Raw genomic sequence first — 13795 nt, 5'->3', positions numbered from 1 at the left:
CGCTCAAGGCAACAGCGTGATCTTCAGATCGCGCGGGCCGATGGCCTCATTGCCGCTGTAGTCGCGCGCACTGGCCCGCAGGATGTACTCGCCGGCCGGCAGTGCATCCGGTTGCCAGCGTCCGGTCTCGACCAAGCCATCGCGCACCGTGTTGGTGACCAGGTAGCGGAACCGGGTGACCGCGCTGCCATGCACGGTGATGCCGCTGTCCGGCGCGTAGGCCACGCGGGTGGCGCTGTCTTCGCGCGGCATCCGGTTGAACACGATGTTGAAGCGCGGCTGCTCGTACCCGGCCAGCGGCTGGCCCTGCGCATCCAGGACCTGGTAGCCGACCTGGTACAGCCCCAGCCGGCGCCGTGGCAGATTGCGGTCCACCTGGTCCCACGCCTCCACCACGATCTGCACGCCCGGCCCCTGGCGCGGGATCGCGACGCGCCCGTCGGCACCCGCCCTGACCGGCCGGTCCAGATCGTCCAGCACGGCGACCTCGGTGATGCGCGGCGCGAACGTATCGGCGTAACCGGTGAAGCCCAGTGCCACCGCATTGCGCTCGAAACCACTGGCACCCACGCTCAGGTGGACATGCGCCATCCGGTTGATGCTGCCCAGTGCTTCGCCGGCGGCGAACCGGGTGCCGCGACGCACGCGGATGCGTTCGAGCTTGCCGTCCTCACCGGACAGCTGCTGCCAGCGCGCATCGAAAGGCCGATCGCGCGGATCGCGGCCAACCTTCATATGGATGTATTTGAGCCGGCCCAGCGAAAGGCCTTCGGCCTGGCCGCCGACCGACCACGCCGCGAACGGCGTATCGACTTTGCCATCGGCGATCGCCAACACCGGCTGGCCGACACCGCCGCGGATGTCGAACCCGCCATGCAGATGGTGCCGACTCTCGCCTTTGAAGTCCCCGCGCACCTCACCCAACGTGCCGACCACTTCGTGCCACCCGTCCTGCGGGGCCAGCGGCCACCGGCCGGCGGTGTCGGGCAAGGGAGCCTCCGGTGCCGGGCCGATCAACGCCGGCGGCGCCGTCTGCCCAGGCCCGAGGGCACGCAGCCGGTGCACGCGGTAGGAGGCGGCATCGGCGAGATAGAGGCCGCCCTCGGCATCCAGCGCGAGTGCGGTGGGCCGCGCAAAGCGGGGCTGCGGCGGTACCCCGGCCAGTGCCAGCTGATGGCCCTGGGCCGAGATCTGCACCACCTTGCCGTTGATGTCGCTGGCGTAGACCACCCCGTCATGGGTCACCGCCAGCGCCATCGGTCCGCTGAGCAGGCCGCCATCGGCGACCCGGGTGCCCAGCGTGCCATCCGGGGCGAGTTGGCGGATCGCGTTGTTGAACAGATCGGCGATCAGCAGGTTGCCGTGCGGATCCAGTGCCAGCGCCACCGGCGTATCCAGGCGGGTGGCCGCCCCGATGCCATCGACCAGGCCCGGGCGCTCGCCACCGGCGACGGTGTGCACCCGTCCATCGGGTTCGATGACGCGGATGCGATCGTTGTAGGTATCGGCCACATAGACGCGGCCGCCCGCATCCACCGCCACGCCCATCGGCCCATCGAAGCGCGCCTGGGCGGCCGGGCCATCGACGAACCCGCGCTGACCATCACCGGCCAGCGTGCTTACCGTGCCATCCACCGCAATGCGGCGGATCACGTGGTTGCCGGTATCGGCAACATAGACATTGCCGCCCGCATCCAGTGCGATCCCGGAGGGCGTGTTGAACTGCGCCTGCAGGGCGGCGCCATCGCGCCAACCCTCACCCTGCCCGGCCAGCGTGTCCACGCGACCGTCGGGATGGACGCGGCGGATGCGGTTGTTGTCGCCGGCATCGGCGATGTAGACCACGCCGTGTGCATCCACGGCCAGGCCGTACGGATCGGCGAAGCGTGCCTGGGCTGCGGGGCCCTCCGTACTGCCGCCCACGCCGTCGCCGGCCAGCACGCTGATTGCCGGCGTCCAGCCCAGGGCCGTCGCCACAGGGCCCGGTGGCGGCGCCGGCGCGGCCGGTTCACGCAGGAAGGTCCAAACCAGCGCTGCCGCCATCAGAGCGGCGATCAGCACCACCATCGTCCATCGTCCGCGCGTCATCGCTGTCCTTGCTGCTGTTCGGGACACGACCTTAGCCGCTCGTGGCGTGCCTGCAAACCCTGCACGCCGGGAGCGCTCATGGTCTACGCGCGCTGGCAGCCGCCCACGCAGCGTGCCGAGGTCAAGGCGGCGGTGAACACGGTGGGCCGCGTGGCGACCCATGCGCGGTACTGCGCGTGACGTTTCGCCCTGGAGCAGCGCCTACTTCGCCGGCGTCTCCACCTTGAACCCCATCGCCTCGCGATAGCGCACATACAGCGCGCTGACCTTCTCCACGTAGGCCAGCGTTTCCGCATACGGCGGCACGCCCTTGTAGCGGGTCACCGCACCGATGCCGGCGTTGTACGCGGCGGCCGCCAGCACGCGGTCGCCTTTGTACCGGCGCAACAACGCCTTCATGTAGCGCGCGCCCCCGCTGATCGACTGCTCGGCCGAGAGCGGATCGGCCACGCCGTATTCGGTGGCGGTATCGGGCATCAGCTGCATCACGCCCTGCGCGCCCTTGGGTGAGATCGCGCCGGCATCGAAACCGCTTTCGGCATGGGCGATCGCACGCAGCCAGGCATCGTCCACGCCGGTGGCCTTGGCCGCCGCCTTGAACTGCTTGGCATGCCGGTTCAACTGCGGCGTGCCGACCTTGCCCAGGCCCTCGTGCGCCGGTTCACCCGGTGGGGTGGCCACGGTGAACTTCAGGAACACGCGCGAGCCCGGCAGGTTGCGGGTCGAGTAGACCAGTGCACCGTCCTGTTCGCGCTCATACAACGTGCCGCTGAAGACGCCCATGTTTCCCCACAGGTTGGGGGTCTGCACGGCGTTGTCGTCGATCTGCTGCGGGGTACACCTGGAGCCGGGCTCGGGTGCGGTGGCCAGGCTGACCGTGTTGCTCTGCACGCAGCGATAGACCGTGCGCGCCGATGCCAGGCCAGGCAGCAGCAACGACAACAGGGCCAACGCGGCAGGCAGGGTCGGATTCATCGGGCTCGGATCGGGGCACGGAAGGGTGCGGCGCGATCATCCGGCCGGGGGCGCGAACCGAAGGTGAATACCGGGCCTGCCGTGCTGGCAGGCCCGGCGCTGACTCAGTGGCGGCGGGCCAGCAGCCGCTTGCCGGCGTAGCCCAGGCCGAGCAGGGCGAACCACAGCGGACTGATCGCCAGCGCGTACAGCGTGTCCGGCTGCAGGGTCAGCAGCACCAGCACGAAGGCGAAGAAGGCCAGGCACACCCCGCACATCAGCACGCCACCGGGCATCTTGAACGCCGAGGCGGCGTGCAGGTGCGGGCGCTTGCGGCGGTAGACGATGTACGAGCACAGGATCAACGACCACACGAACATGAACAACACCGCGGCCAGCGTGGTGACCAGGGTGAACGCGGTCACCAGGTTCGGGATCAGATAGATCAGCATCGCGCCCAGCAGCAGGCACACGCAGGAGAACACCAGCCCCAGCGCCGGCACCGCCGCGCGCGACAGCCGCCGGAACGCGCTCGGTGCGTGCCCCTCTTCGGCCAGGCCATACATCATCCGGCTGGTCGAGAAGATGCCGCTGTTGGCCGACGACGTGGCCGAGGTCAGCACCACGAAGTTGATCAGGCTGGCCGCGGCGGGAATGCCGGCCAGCACGAACAGTTCCACGAAGGGGCTCTTGCCGGGCACCACCTCACGCCATGGGGTGACGGCCATGATCGCGATCAGCGCCAGCACGTAGAACACCAGGATGCGTACCGGGATCGAGTTGATCGCCTTGGGCAGGTTGCGCTCCGGATCAGCGGTTTCGGCTGCGGTGGTACCGACCAGTTCGATGCCGACGAAGGCGAACACCGCGATCTGGAAGCCGGCGAAGAAACCGGCCATGCCCATCGGGAACACGCCACCGTCGTTCCACAGGTTGGAGAACGACGCCACGTGCCCGGAGGGGGCGGTGAATCCCCAGGCGACCAGCCCGAAGCCGGTGATGATCAGCGCGCAGATGGCGATGATCTTGATCAGCGCGAACCAGAATTCCATTTCACCGAACAGCTTCACCGTGACCAGGTTGAGGCTGAGCAGCAGGATCACGCACAGCAGCGCCGGTATCCACGGTGCCAGCTCGGGGAACCAGAACTGCGCATACGCGGCGATGGCGATCACATCGGCGATGGCGGTGATGATCCAGCAGAACCAGTACGTCCACCCGCAGAAGAACCCGGCCCACGGCCCGAGCAGGTCGGTGGAAAAGTCGATGAAGGATTTGTACTGCAGGTTGGAAAGCAGCAGCTCGCCCATCGCGCGCATGACGAAGAACAGCATCGCGCCGATGATCAGGTACACCAGCACGATGGACGGGCCGGCCAGGCTGATGGTCTTGCCCGAGCCCATGAACAGACCGGTGCCGATGGCACCGCCGATGGCGATCAGCTGCAGGTGGCGGTTGGAGAGGCTGCGCCGGAGGTGTTCCGGCGGGACGGCAGGATCGGTCATGGGGCAGCGTCGGCAGGGGCGAAGCGTCCGAACATAGACCTCCGCGAGGCGTTGCGCCAGTCGCCATCGGGCCGTTCGCGGGGGCCGTGGCCGGGCACTGCCCGGGGCGATGATGTGACGGATTCACCTCGCTCCACCGCGCGTGATGCCGGCAGGGCGATGGCGCCCCCGCCGGATGGTTCCAATCCCTGCCCGCTGATGGTCATATAGGGCTCCGCCAGGGCACCGAGGTCTGCTTGAACCGCGCCAGGATCATTGCCGCCACCGTAGTGCTTGCCCTGCTCGGCGCCCTGGTGCCGATCGCCACCGTGTTCTATTTCACCTGGAGCCGCGCCAGCGAATCCGAGCAGGTGCGGCTGCAGACCACCGCCGAGCGCACCCTGCAGCGCGCGCACCGCGCCTACGAGACGGCGCTGGCCACCCTGCGCGAGCTCAACCAGAGCACGTTGGCACCGTGCTCGCCCGAGCACCTGCAGCTGATGCGCAGCCTGGTGATACGCACCCACTCGGCCGAACAGGTGGGCTATTTCGAGAACGGCCGGCTGGCCTGCACGTCCTGGGGCCCGATGGACGCGCAGATCATCCAGCGCCCGCCGGCCTATGTCACTGCCGAAGGCGCGGGCATCACCCTGGACGTGCGGCCGCTGGCAGGCACTCCCCAGCAACCGCTGCTGGCCCTGCAACTGGGACGCTACGACATCCTCATGGACCCGGCCCGGCTGGTCGACGTGATCGTCGACCCGAACGTGCGCCTGGCGGTGGCCAGCCCCGATGGGCGCCTGATCGCCCAGCAGGACATCCCCGACGAGGCCTTGCTGCAGCGCCTGCTGCGTGAACCGGCCAGCGGCCTGGAAGGCCAGACGCTGTATGCCAGCGCGCAGGACCAGGAGTGGCTGGCGATCGCCATGGCGCCGCGGACCGATCTGGTTGCCGCGTTCCGCCACCAGATCGGGCAGTTCATCCCGTTGGGCGTGCTCGGCGCGCTGGCGATAATCGGCGGCGTGGTGTGGCTGTCGCGGCGGCGGCTGTCGCTGCGGGGCGAGCTGGCCACGGCGGTGCGCCGGCGTGAGTTCTTCATGCACTACCAGCCCATCATCGAACTGGACACCGGCATCTGCGTGGGCGCCGAATCGCTGGTGCGCTGGCGCCGTGCCGACGGCACGCTGGTGCGGCCGGACCTGTTCATTCCGCTGGCCGAAGAGGCCGGCCTGATCGAAGCGCTGACCGACCAGGTCATCGACCATGTGATCACCGACATGCGCGAGCTGCTGGTGCAGGACCGCACCGCCCACATCGCGATCAACCTGGCCGCCGAGGATGTCAGCAGCGGCCGCGCGCTGAAGGTGCTCTCCAGCAAGTTGCACGGCACCGGCATCCATCCGCAGCAGATCTGGCTGGAGGCCACCGAGCGTGGCTTCATCGACGTCCGCCGCGCCCGCACCAGCCTGGCCAATGCGCGGCGGCTGGGGCACTGCGTGGCGATCGATGATTTCGGTGTCGGTTACTCCAGCCTGCAGTACCTGCAGCAGCTGCCGCTGGATGCATTGAAGATCGACAAATCCTTCATCGATGCGATCGGCACCGACAGCGCGACCAGCCCGGTCACCTCGCACATCATCGACATGGCCAAGACCCTGGGCCTGTTCACCGTGGCCGAAGGCGTGGAAACCCCGGCGCAGCTGGCCTATCTGCAGGCGCGCCAGGTGGAGTTCGGGCAGGGCTGGCTGTTCTCCAAGGCGCTGGCCCCGGCCGAGTTCATGGCCTTCCACCAGCAGCGCAAGCAGCAGTACGGCCAGGCACGCGAAAACATGCAGAACCCCAACAGCGACACCGTGGCCTGAGCCGGCGCATCATTCGCCCTCGAGCCCGGCCAGCGTCATCACCCATGCCGGCACCGGAGGCTCGCCTGCGTAGAAAGCCTTCGGTTTGTTTTCCGCCATCGCCCAGCGCTGGATCCAGCTGATGCCACCGGCGCCGTTGTAGCCATCGGGATGCTGATAGGCCGGATCCTGCAAGGCGGCCTCCAGCGAGATGAAGCGATAGCCCCGCCGGCGCGTGGCCGCGACCAGCTCCTCCACGCAGTCGGCACTGAGCGCGTTGGCGTGGATCAGCCACACCTGCGCCGGCAGCCGGCCCAGCAGCTGCTGGCCCTGCTGCTCGTAGTAGTCCAGTTTCTTGAGCATGTAAGGCACGTAGCCACGGCGCAGCTGGCGCAGGCGTGCCTCGCGCGAGACAGGATCGGTGTCGGTATCGCGCACATGATCGTAGGCGAACGCCCAGATCCACTCGCTGTTGTCGACCGTGACCGGTGCAACCCGATACCCGTGCTGCTGCAGGAACTCCCCGAGCGCCGCGCGTTCCTGCGGCGACTGCCCGGCACGCAGGTAAGGATGCCGGAACCAGCGCGGCGCCTGCCCGGTCTCGGCCAGCAACGGACGCAGCGTTACCTCGCCGCGCAGGATGTCCTGCTCGTAGGCAGCCAGCCCGATCGCATGCAGGTCGACATGCCCATAGGTGTGGTTGCCCAGCTCAACGCCGGCATCGCGCCAGTCGCGCAGCATCTGCACCCGCGCCGGTTGCACCTGCCCGTCCACCTCCAGCTTGACCTCGTTGACGAAGCCCACCACCGGCACGTCGGCCCGCTTCAGGGCCGCGATCAGCTGCGCATGCCGGGCGGCAAGCTCGGGCTCGGCGCGTTCGTCCAGGCGCTGCCAGGGCAGATCATCGATGGTCAGCGCGATGCGCCGCTCCGGCGCCGCCGCGTGGGCGATGCCGGCCAGGCACAGCAGGGCCAGCACAGCACTTCGAAGAACTTCCTTGCGCACCCGCTGCTCCCATCGCGATACCCGGCCCCAGCATAGCGCCGGGCATCACGGTCCATGTTGCCGGGTGCGGCGGCTGGGCTCAGTGCGTGATCGGTGCCCAGGCGCGCGGCTGGCGCAACACCACCATCAACGTGGCCAGCAGCAGCACCAGCAGGACCGCTGGCAGCCAGCGCTCACCGACGGTTTCCAGCATCACGCCGCCGAGGATGCCCGCCAGTGCGATCGCCAGGTTCCAGCCGGTCACCACGAAGGACTGCGCGATGTCCCCGGCCTCGTCCGCACGGCGCGCCACCGCGGTCTGGAACAGCGTGGGAACGCCACCGAAGGATATGCCCCACACCACCGTCCCGATCACCAGCACCCACGGCGAGCCGGGCCACAGGCCAAACGCCACTGCCGAGAGTGCGAAGGCCACGGTGCTTGCGATCACCAGCGCGCGCAGCCAGCGATCCACCAGCAGCCCGGTGATCCAGATGCCGACCAGCGCGGCCACGCCGAACACCAGCAACAGGCGATCCAGCCACGCCGCCGCGCCGGACAGCGCCGCGAACGGCTCGATGTAGGTGTAGAGCACGTTGTGCGCCAACACGTAGAGGAACATCGTCATCAGCGCGGTGCGCATGCCGCGCAGGCGCAGCACGTTGCCCAGCGGCTGCTGGGCCGCTGCGCCCGGGGCCGGCAACGGCGGCAGCGCCAGCCGCGCCCACACCAGCAGGCCCACGCTGAGCAGCGACATCAACCCGAACGCCCAGCGCCAGCCGATGGTCTGGCCGAGCAGCGTACCGGCCGGTATGCCCAGCGACAGCGCCAGTGGCGTGCCGACCATCGCCACCGCGATCGCCCGGCCCTGCAGCTGCGGCACCACCATGCGGCTGGCGTACCCCGCCACCAGCGACCACAGCAGGCCCGCGCTGATGCCGGCGCAGAAACGTGCGACCAGCATCAGGCCGTAGTGGTGTGTCATCGCGGTGATGGTATTGACCACCACGAAACCGGCGATCGCGGTGAGCAGCAGCGGGCGGCGTGGCCAACGCCGCGTCAATGCGGTCATCGGCAGTGCGGCAACCAGCGAGCCCAGGGCGTAGATGGTGACCAGCTGCCCGACCAGCGCGCGGCTCACGCCCAGATCGGCGCTCATCGGTGACAGCAGGCCCGCCGGCAATGCCTCGGTGAGGATGGTGATGAAGCCCGCGCAGGCCAGCGCCAGCAGACCGCCGAAAGGCAATCGGGTGGCCGCGTTGGGCAGGGGCACGGCGCTGGTATCGACCGCGTGACCGCTCATGGGTGCACCCGGGTGGAGGCCGCATCCAGCGGGCGCGTGGGGTCGCGGAGGTCAGGGAAGGAGGACATGGCGGCGCCGGGAGGTGAGGGAGCGCCACCGTAGGCCGCGAGCGCCTGCCGAAACAGCCGGTTGGCGTTCCGCACATTCCGGACCTGCAGGGCCGCAATCGGTGAAGCGCCCTCCCCGCAAGGTCTTTCACCCCAACCGGCCCCTGGCGCACCGCAGTGTTGCGGGCCGATGGCTGCACCTCCCGCCCCGCAGGCCCTGCCGACGGTTACAGTGCCCGCTTTCCTCCCCATGCCTCCACCCATGTCAGCCCTGGACAACCTCGGCAACCTGCAGACCTTCGTGCAGGTCGCCGACACCCGCAGCTTCGTCGAGACCGGCCGCATGCTCGGCATCTCCGCCTCGGCCGCCGGCAAGACCGTGTCGCGTCTGGAGCAGGCACTGGGCGTGCGGCTGTTCCACCGCAGCACCCGCAGCATCACCCTCACCGCCGAGGGAGAGCGCTTCCTGGTCCGCTGCCGGCGCATTCTGGATGAGCGTGACGCCGCCCGTGACGAGCTGGTCCAGCAGACCGAGGCGCCCACGGGGGTGCTGCGGGTCAGCTTGCCGCTGGTCGGCGACATCTCGCTGCCGCTGCTCACCGAGTTCATGGCGGCTTATCCCGGCATCCGCCTGGAGCTGGATTTCGATGACCGCCTGGTCGATGTGATCGAGGAGGGTTTCGACGCCGTTTTGCGGGTCAGCGAGCCCACCGACTCGCGTCTGAGTGCCCGGCAACTCGGCGTGTTCCCGCGCTACCTGGTGGCCTCCCCGGACTACCTGGCCCGGCGCGGTACGCCACGTGTGCCCGAGGACCTCCTGTACCACGACTGCCTGCACTACCGCTTCCCCAGCAGCGGCAAGCTGGAGCCGTGGCCGCTGCCGCAGACGCCAGGCGCTGCGCCACTGGCACTGCCGGTCTCGATGGTCAGCAATACGATCGAAGCGCGGCTGGCCTTCGCGCTGGCCGGGCGCGGCATCGCCTACATCCCCGAGCACTCGGTGCGCGAGGCACTGGCCGACGGTCGGCTGCAGCGGGTGATGGCCGAGCGCATCCATGCCTGCGGCACCTTCTACCTGCTCTGGCCCTCCGGCCGCCATGTGCTGCCCAAGCTGCGGGTCTTCATCGATTTCATCAGCGCGCGGCTGACCGGCGTGAGCTGCTGAGCAGCTGCTGAGCAGGCCGCGTTCATCGGCCCGCCGCCGCGCGGTTCTATACTGGCCTCGCGGCAGCCAGCCGCCTTTGTTGCCGAGGTAGGCCTACATGCGCCATTGATGCCGCCGTCGTCTGACGGCCCGTCTCCACCCGCCTGTTCCGCAGGTGGGGAGTCCTTGGCATCCAATGGAGGTCGCATGACCGCATTCGCTCTCACGCTCGACCGCGTGACGCATACCCTGCCCGACGGCCGGGTCCTGTTTTCCGAACTGTCCGCCGCGTTCGACGGCACCCCGACCGGTCTGGTCGGACGCAACGGCGTGGGAAAAAGCGTGCTCGCACGCTTGCTCAGCGGCGATCTCGCGCCCACCTCCGGCCGCATCCTGCGCAGTGGGCCGGTGCACCTGCTCACCCAGCACAGCGGCGTACCCGAGGGCCGCATCGCCGACCTGGCCGGGGTCGGTGCGGTGCTCGATGCCCTGCTCCGCATCGAAGCCGGCAGCGTCGATCCCGACGATTTCAGCTGCGTGGGTGAGCGCTGGGATCTGCGCGAGCAGCTGCAGGCACAGTGGCACCTGCTCGGGCTGCCCGCGCTCGATCCCCTGCAGCCGGCGGCGACGCTCAGCGGTGGCCAAGCGATGCAGGTCGCACTGGCCGGCGCGTTCCTGTCCGGTACCGAGGGGCTGATCCTGGATGAACCCAGCAACCACCTCGACGCCGACCATCGCGAGCGCCTGATCGACGCGCTGCAGCGCTGGCACGGCGGCCTGATCGTGATCAGCCACGACCGCACGCTGCTGCGGCACATGGCGCGCATCGTCGAACTGTCGCCAAGCGGGCTGCGCCAGTACGGCGGCAACTACGATCTCTACGCCGGTCAGAAACATGGCGAGCGCCGCAGTGCCCAGGCCGAGCTGGCCCTGCGCAAGCGCGAGCGCCGCCAGCAGCAGACCGAGCTGCGCGATCAGCGCGAGAAGATGGCGCATCGGCAGGCGCGCGCTACACGCGATGCACGCACCGCCAACCAGGCACCGATCCTGCTCGGTGGCATGAAGAACCGCAGCGAGCACACTGCCGGCCGCTGGCAGGCACAGCAGAACGAGCGCCGTACCGAACTGGATGCGCGCGTGCGCGAGGCTGCCGGCGAGGTGGAGCAGGACATCGAGATCGCCCTGCTCGCACCGGTGATCCACCAGCCCGGGCCGCAGCGCGTCGCCGAGCTGATCGGCGCCGAACTGCCATGGGTGCAAGCGCCGTGGAACACGCTGGATCTCACCGTGCAGCGCGGCCAGCGGATCGGCGTGCAGGGCCGCAACGGCAGCGGCAAATCCACGCTGCTGCGGCTGCTCGCCGGCACACTGGCACCGCTCTCGGGGCAGGTCGAGGTAGCGGCCAGCGTCGCCCTGCTCGACCAGTCACTCACGCTGCTGCCGGGCGACGCCTCGGCCTTGTCACTACTGCAGCGCGCGCATCCGTTGGCCGACGAAGGCACGCTGCGCACGCAGCTGGCCCTGCTCGGCCTGGATGCCGAGCGCAGCCTGCGGCCGTTGGCCACGCTCAGCGGTGGCGAACGCTTGAAGGCGGCGCTGGCATCGGTGCTGTACGCCCGGACGCCGCCACAGCTGCTGCTGCTCGACGAACCCGGCAATCACCTCGACCTGCCCTCGCTGGGCGCGCTGGAGCAGATGCTCGGTCAGTACACCGGCACGTTGATGATCGTCTCGCACGACAGCGCGCTGCTGGAGGCGGTGGGCCTGACCCACACCCTGCGCGCAACCGATGCGGGGTGGCGGCTGACGCCGGTGTAACGCCGCGCGGCTACGTGCGCGCCCACGCCGGAAACGCATCCGGCAGCAGCTGCCACAGCAGCGGCCCGGCACGCAGTTCCTCATCGTTGAGCAGGCAGGCATCCAGCTCGGCGCGCACCGCGGGTTCGTCCATCGCCACCCCGATCACCGCCAGCTCCTGGCGGCGGTCGCCCCACCAAGGATGCCACAGCTTACGCATCGCCTCGTACTCGCCGGCATCACCGACCTGTTCCACGCTCGGCATCGGCGCGGTCCAGCACGCCGCCTGCTGGCGGGACCAGCCGATATCCGTATAGGGCACGCGCGTGGGCGGCAGCAGCGGCGCGGTGTTTTCCAGGCCGGCCTCCATGCGCTCGCGCGAGGCATACCAGAAGCCGGCGGCCGAGGTCTGGGTGGCGGCACCGACGCTGGAGAGCTCGCCCACCCAGTCCATGCGGTTGGCCAGCCAGAAGAAACCCTTGCTGCGGATCACACTGCCCAGCCCGGTCTCCAGCAGCCGTGCGAAACGCTGCGGGTGGAACGGCCGGCGCGAGCGGTAGACGAAGCTGGTGATGCCGTACTCCTCGGTCTCGGGCGTGTGCTGGCCACGCAGCGCCTGCATCCAGCCCGGCGCCAGCTGCGCTTTGACGAAATCGTAGCGGCCGGTATCAAGCACCTCGTGCAGCGGCACATTGCCCTGCTCGGACAGCACCAGCCGCGCATCGCGGTTCATCGCACGCAGCACGGCGAGCGTGGACTGCAGCGTGTCATCGTCGATCAGATCGCACTTGCTCACCACGATCACGTTGGCGAACTCGATCTGCTCGGCGAGCAGATTCACCACACCGCGGTCGTCGTCCTCACCGGCCTGCTGGCCGCGGTCGATCAGCCGGTCACTTGAGCCGAAGTCGTGCAGGAACCGCGCGCCATCGACCACCGTCACCAGCGTATCCAGCCGCGCGATGTCGCTGAGGCTGAAGCCATCCTCATCGCGCACCGAGAAGGTTGCCGCGACCGGCATCGGCTCGGCGATCCCGGTCGACTCGATCAGCAGGTAGTCGTAGCGCCCCTCCGCCGCGAGCCGGCGCACCTCCTGCAGCAGGTCATCGCGCAGCGTGCAGCAGATGCAGCCGTTGCTGAACTCCACCAGCGTTTCCTCGGTGCGGCTCAGCGCGGCGCCACCCTCGCGCACCAGCTGCGCATCGACGTTGATCTCGCTCATGTCGTTGACGATCACCGCGACCCGGCGGCCCTCGCGGTTGCGCAGCAGCTGATTGAGCAGAGTGGTCTTGCCGGCGCCCAGGAAGCCGGACAGCACGGTCACCGGCAGACGCGAATCAAAGGAGGCAGAGGCAGTCATGGCAGAGCAGGTCAGGAAGGGGAATGAAATGTTACTATATAACATTCACTGACCAAGGCCCCCACGCCCCATGAAGCGATCCTCTGCCCTGTTGGATGCCGGCGCCATTGCGCTTTCCGGCCTATGCCTGCTGCACTGCCTGGCCCTGCCGCTGCTCGCGGCGATGCTCCCGCTGATGGGCGTGTGGGCCCAGGCCGAGTGGGTGCATGCCCTGTTCGTGGCCATCGCCGCGCCGGTGACCGGCTTCGCGTTGTGGCGCGCCCACCGCCAGCATCGCCTGCCCGTGCTGGCGATGGCCGGCGCGGCGATCGGACTCCTGTTGCTGCTGGCCGGCGCCATGGGATGGCCGAGCCACGACGCCGAGACCCCGATGACCGTGGTCGGCAGCCTGCTGCTGGCCAGCACGCATGTGTGGAATGCCTGGCGGCGGCACCGGCATTGAGCGGACGGCCCGGCTCAGTGCTTGAACATCATCCCGACCAGGAACAGCACCAGCGGCGCCGCACTGAGCACCGCACCGACGATGCCCAGCCACGGCCAGCGCTCCTGACGGACGCGCGAGCCGACCGTGGCGATCAGGCCCACGGCTGCTGAAGCAAGTACGCCGATCGAGACGCCGGTGGTGCTGGCGCCGGCGGTGACCCCGTGGTTGGCGGCCGTGGCGATATGCGCGGCGGCCGCCCCGACGGGAAGGCCGAGGAAGCTGACCAGGCCAAGCAGCGGTAGCCGTTGAGCCGACATGGGTGCGACAGACGATGGGCGCGGCGCTTGCGGAGAATCTGGCGGCACGAGG

General features: G+C 69.1%; 11 protein-coding genes. 4 read left to right on the top strand and 7 right to left on the bottom strand.

The window, feature by feature from the left end; translation table 11 throughout:
* Positions 1-3: 3 nt before the first annotated feature.
* The 3 genes from ORK51_RS16940 to cycA form a co-directional block, all read right to left on the bottom strand.
* A complete protein-coding gene (locus tag ORK51_RS16940) occupies positions 4-2088 on the bottom strand; it encodes an NHL repeat-containing protein (protein ID WP_266086036.1) in 2085 nt (694 codons plus the stop codon).
* Positions 2089-2289: 201 nt separating this feature from the next.
* A complete protein-coding gene (locus ORK51_RS16935) occupies positions 2290-3063 on the bottom strand; it encodes a lytic transglycosylase domain-containing protein (RefSeq protein WP_070426523.1) in 774 nt (257 codons plus the stop codon).
* A gap of 104 nt (positions 3064-3167) precedes the next feature.
* Positions 3168-4547: a D-serine/D-alanine/glycine transporter gene (gene cycA, locus ORK51_RS16930; RefSeq protein ID WP_046272893.1), complete on the bottom strand. Its 1380-nt coding sequence runs from the start codon at positions 4545-4547 to the stop codon at positions 3168-3170.
* A gap of 236 nt (positions 4548-4783) precedes the next feature.
* Here cycA and ORK51_RS16925 point away from each other — a divergent pair, with 236 nt between their 5' ends.
* Entirely contained in the window at positions 4784-6388 is a 1605-nt protein-coding gene (locus ORK51_RS16925; RefSeq protein WP_266086033.1) for an EAL domain-containing protein, read from the top strand.
* 9 nt (positions 6389-6397) lie between these two features.
* On the opposite strand, the gene ORK51_RS16920 is transcribed toward ORK51_RS16925, so the two are convergent.
* Positions 6398-7372: a polysaccharide deacetylase family protein gene (locus tag ORK51_RS16920; RefSeq protein WP_266086031.1), complete on the bottom strand. Its 975-nt coding sequence runs from the start codon at positions 7370-7372 to the stop codon at positions 6398-6400.
* Positions 7373-7451: 79 nt separating this feature from the next.
* The gene (locus ORK51_RS16915) at positions 7452-8654 is read right to left on the bottom strand and encodes an MFS transporter (RefSeq protein ID WP_266086029.1); all 1203 of its coding nucleotides are present in this window, start codon (positions 8652-8654) and stop codon (positions 7452-7454) included.
* Positions 8655-8963: 309 nt separating this feature from the next.
* On the opposite strand from ORK51_RS16915, the gene ORK51_RS16910 reads away from it, so the two are divergent.
* A complete protein-coding gene (locus ORK51_RS16910) occupies positions 8964-9866 on the top strand; it encodes a LysR family transcriptional regulator (RefSeq protein WP_266086027.1) in 903 nt (300 codons plus the stop codon).
* A gap of 186 nt (positions 9867-10052) precedes the next feature.
* Positions 10053-11663, top strand: coding sequence for an ABC-F family ATP-binding cassette domain-containing protein (locus tag ORK51_RS16905; RefSeq protein ID WP_266086025.1), 1611 nt, complete (start codon positions 10053-10055; stop codon positions 11661-11663).
* 10 nt (positions 11664-11673) lie between these two features.
* Here the strand turns inward: ORK51_RS16905 and ORK51_RS16900 are convergent, their stop codons facing one another.
* Positions 11674-13002 carry a GTP-binding protein gene (locus ORK51_RS16900; RefSeq protein WP_266086023.1) on the bottom strand — a complete coding sequence of 443 codons (1329 nt, stop codon included), beginning with the start codon at positions 13000-13002 and terminating at the stop codon, positions 11674-11676.
* Between the two features lie 70 nt (positions 13003-13072).
* On the opposite strand from ORK51_RS16900, the gene ORK51_RS16895 reads away from it, so the two are divergent.
* Positions 13073-13444 carry a MerC domain-containing protein gene (locus ORK51_RS16895; protein WP_046272885.1) on the top strand — a complete coding sequence of 124 codons (372 nt, stop codon included), beginning with the start codon at positions 13073-13075 and terminating at the stop codon, positions 13442-13444.
* A 14-nt stretch (positions 13445-13458) separates the two neighbouring features.
* Here ORK51_RS16895 and ORK51_RS16890 read toward each other — a convergent pair whose 3' ends face one another.
* Entirely contained in the window at positions 13459-13743 is a 285-nt protein-coding gene (locus ORK51_RS16890) for a hypothetical protein (RefSeq protein ID WP_070426514.1), read from the bottom strand.
* Positions 13744-13795 lie beyond the last annotated feature (52 nt).

The sequence above is a fragment of the Stenotrophomonas sp. RIT-551 genome, assembly GCF_026241915.1.
In the GTDB taxonomy this organism is placed as follows: Bacteria; Pseudomonadota; Gammaproteobacteria; order Xanthomonadales; family Xanthomonadaceae; genus Stenotrophomonas; species Stenotrophomonas bentonitica_A.
This window is presented reverse-complemented; position numbering and strand designations above follow the sequence as displayed.

Coding starts and splice junctions, on each gene's coding strand:
- ORK51_RS16890 (WP_070426514.1), bottom strand. CDS start 13,743: ATGTCGGCTCAACGGCTACCGCTGCTTGGCCTGGTCAGCTTCCTCGGC.
- ORK51_RS16935 (WP_070426523.1), bottom strand. CDS start 3,063: ATGAATCCGACCCTGCCTGCCGCGTTGGCCCTGTTGTCGTTGCTGCTG.
- ORK51_RS16905 (WP_266086025.1), top strand. CDS start 10,053: ATGACCGCATTCGCTCTCACGCTCGACCGCGTGACGCATACCCTGCCC.
- ORK51_RS16910 (WP_266086027.1), top strand. CDS start 8,964: ATGTCAGCCCTGGACAACCTCGGCAACCTGCAGACCTTCGTGCAGGTC.
- ORK51_RS16895 (WP_046272885.1), top strand. CDS start 13,073: ATGAAGCGATCCTCTGCCCTGTTGGATGCCGGCGCCATTGCGCTTTCC.
- cycA (WP_046272893.1), bottom strand. CDS start 4,547: ATGACCGATCCTGCCGTCCCGCCGGAACACCTCCGGCGCAGCCTCTCC.
- ORK51_RS16915 (WP_266086029.1), bottom strand. CDS start 8,654: ATGAGCGGTCACGCGGTCGATACCAGCGCCGTGCCCCTGCCCAACGCG.
- ORK51_RS16900 (WP_266086023.1), bottom strand. CDS start 13,002: ATGACTGCCTCTGCCTCCTTTGATTCGCGTCTGCCGGTGACCGTGCTG.
- ORK51_RS16940 (WP_266086036.1), bottom strand. CDS start 2,088: ATGACGCGCGGACGATGGACGATGGTGGTGCTGATCGCCGCTCTGATG.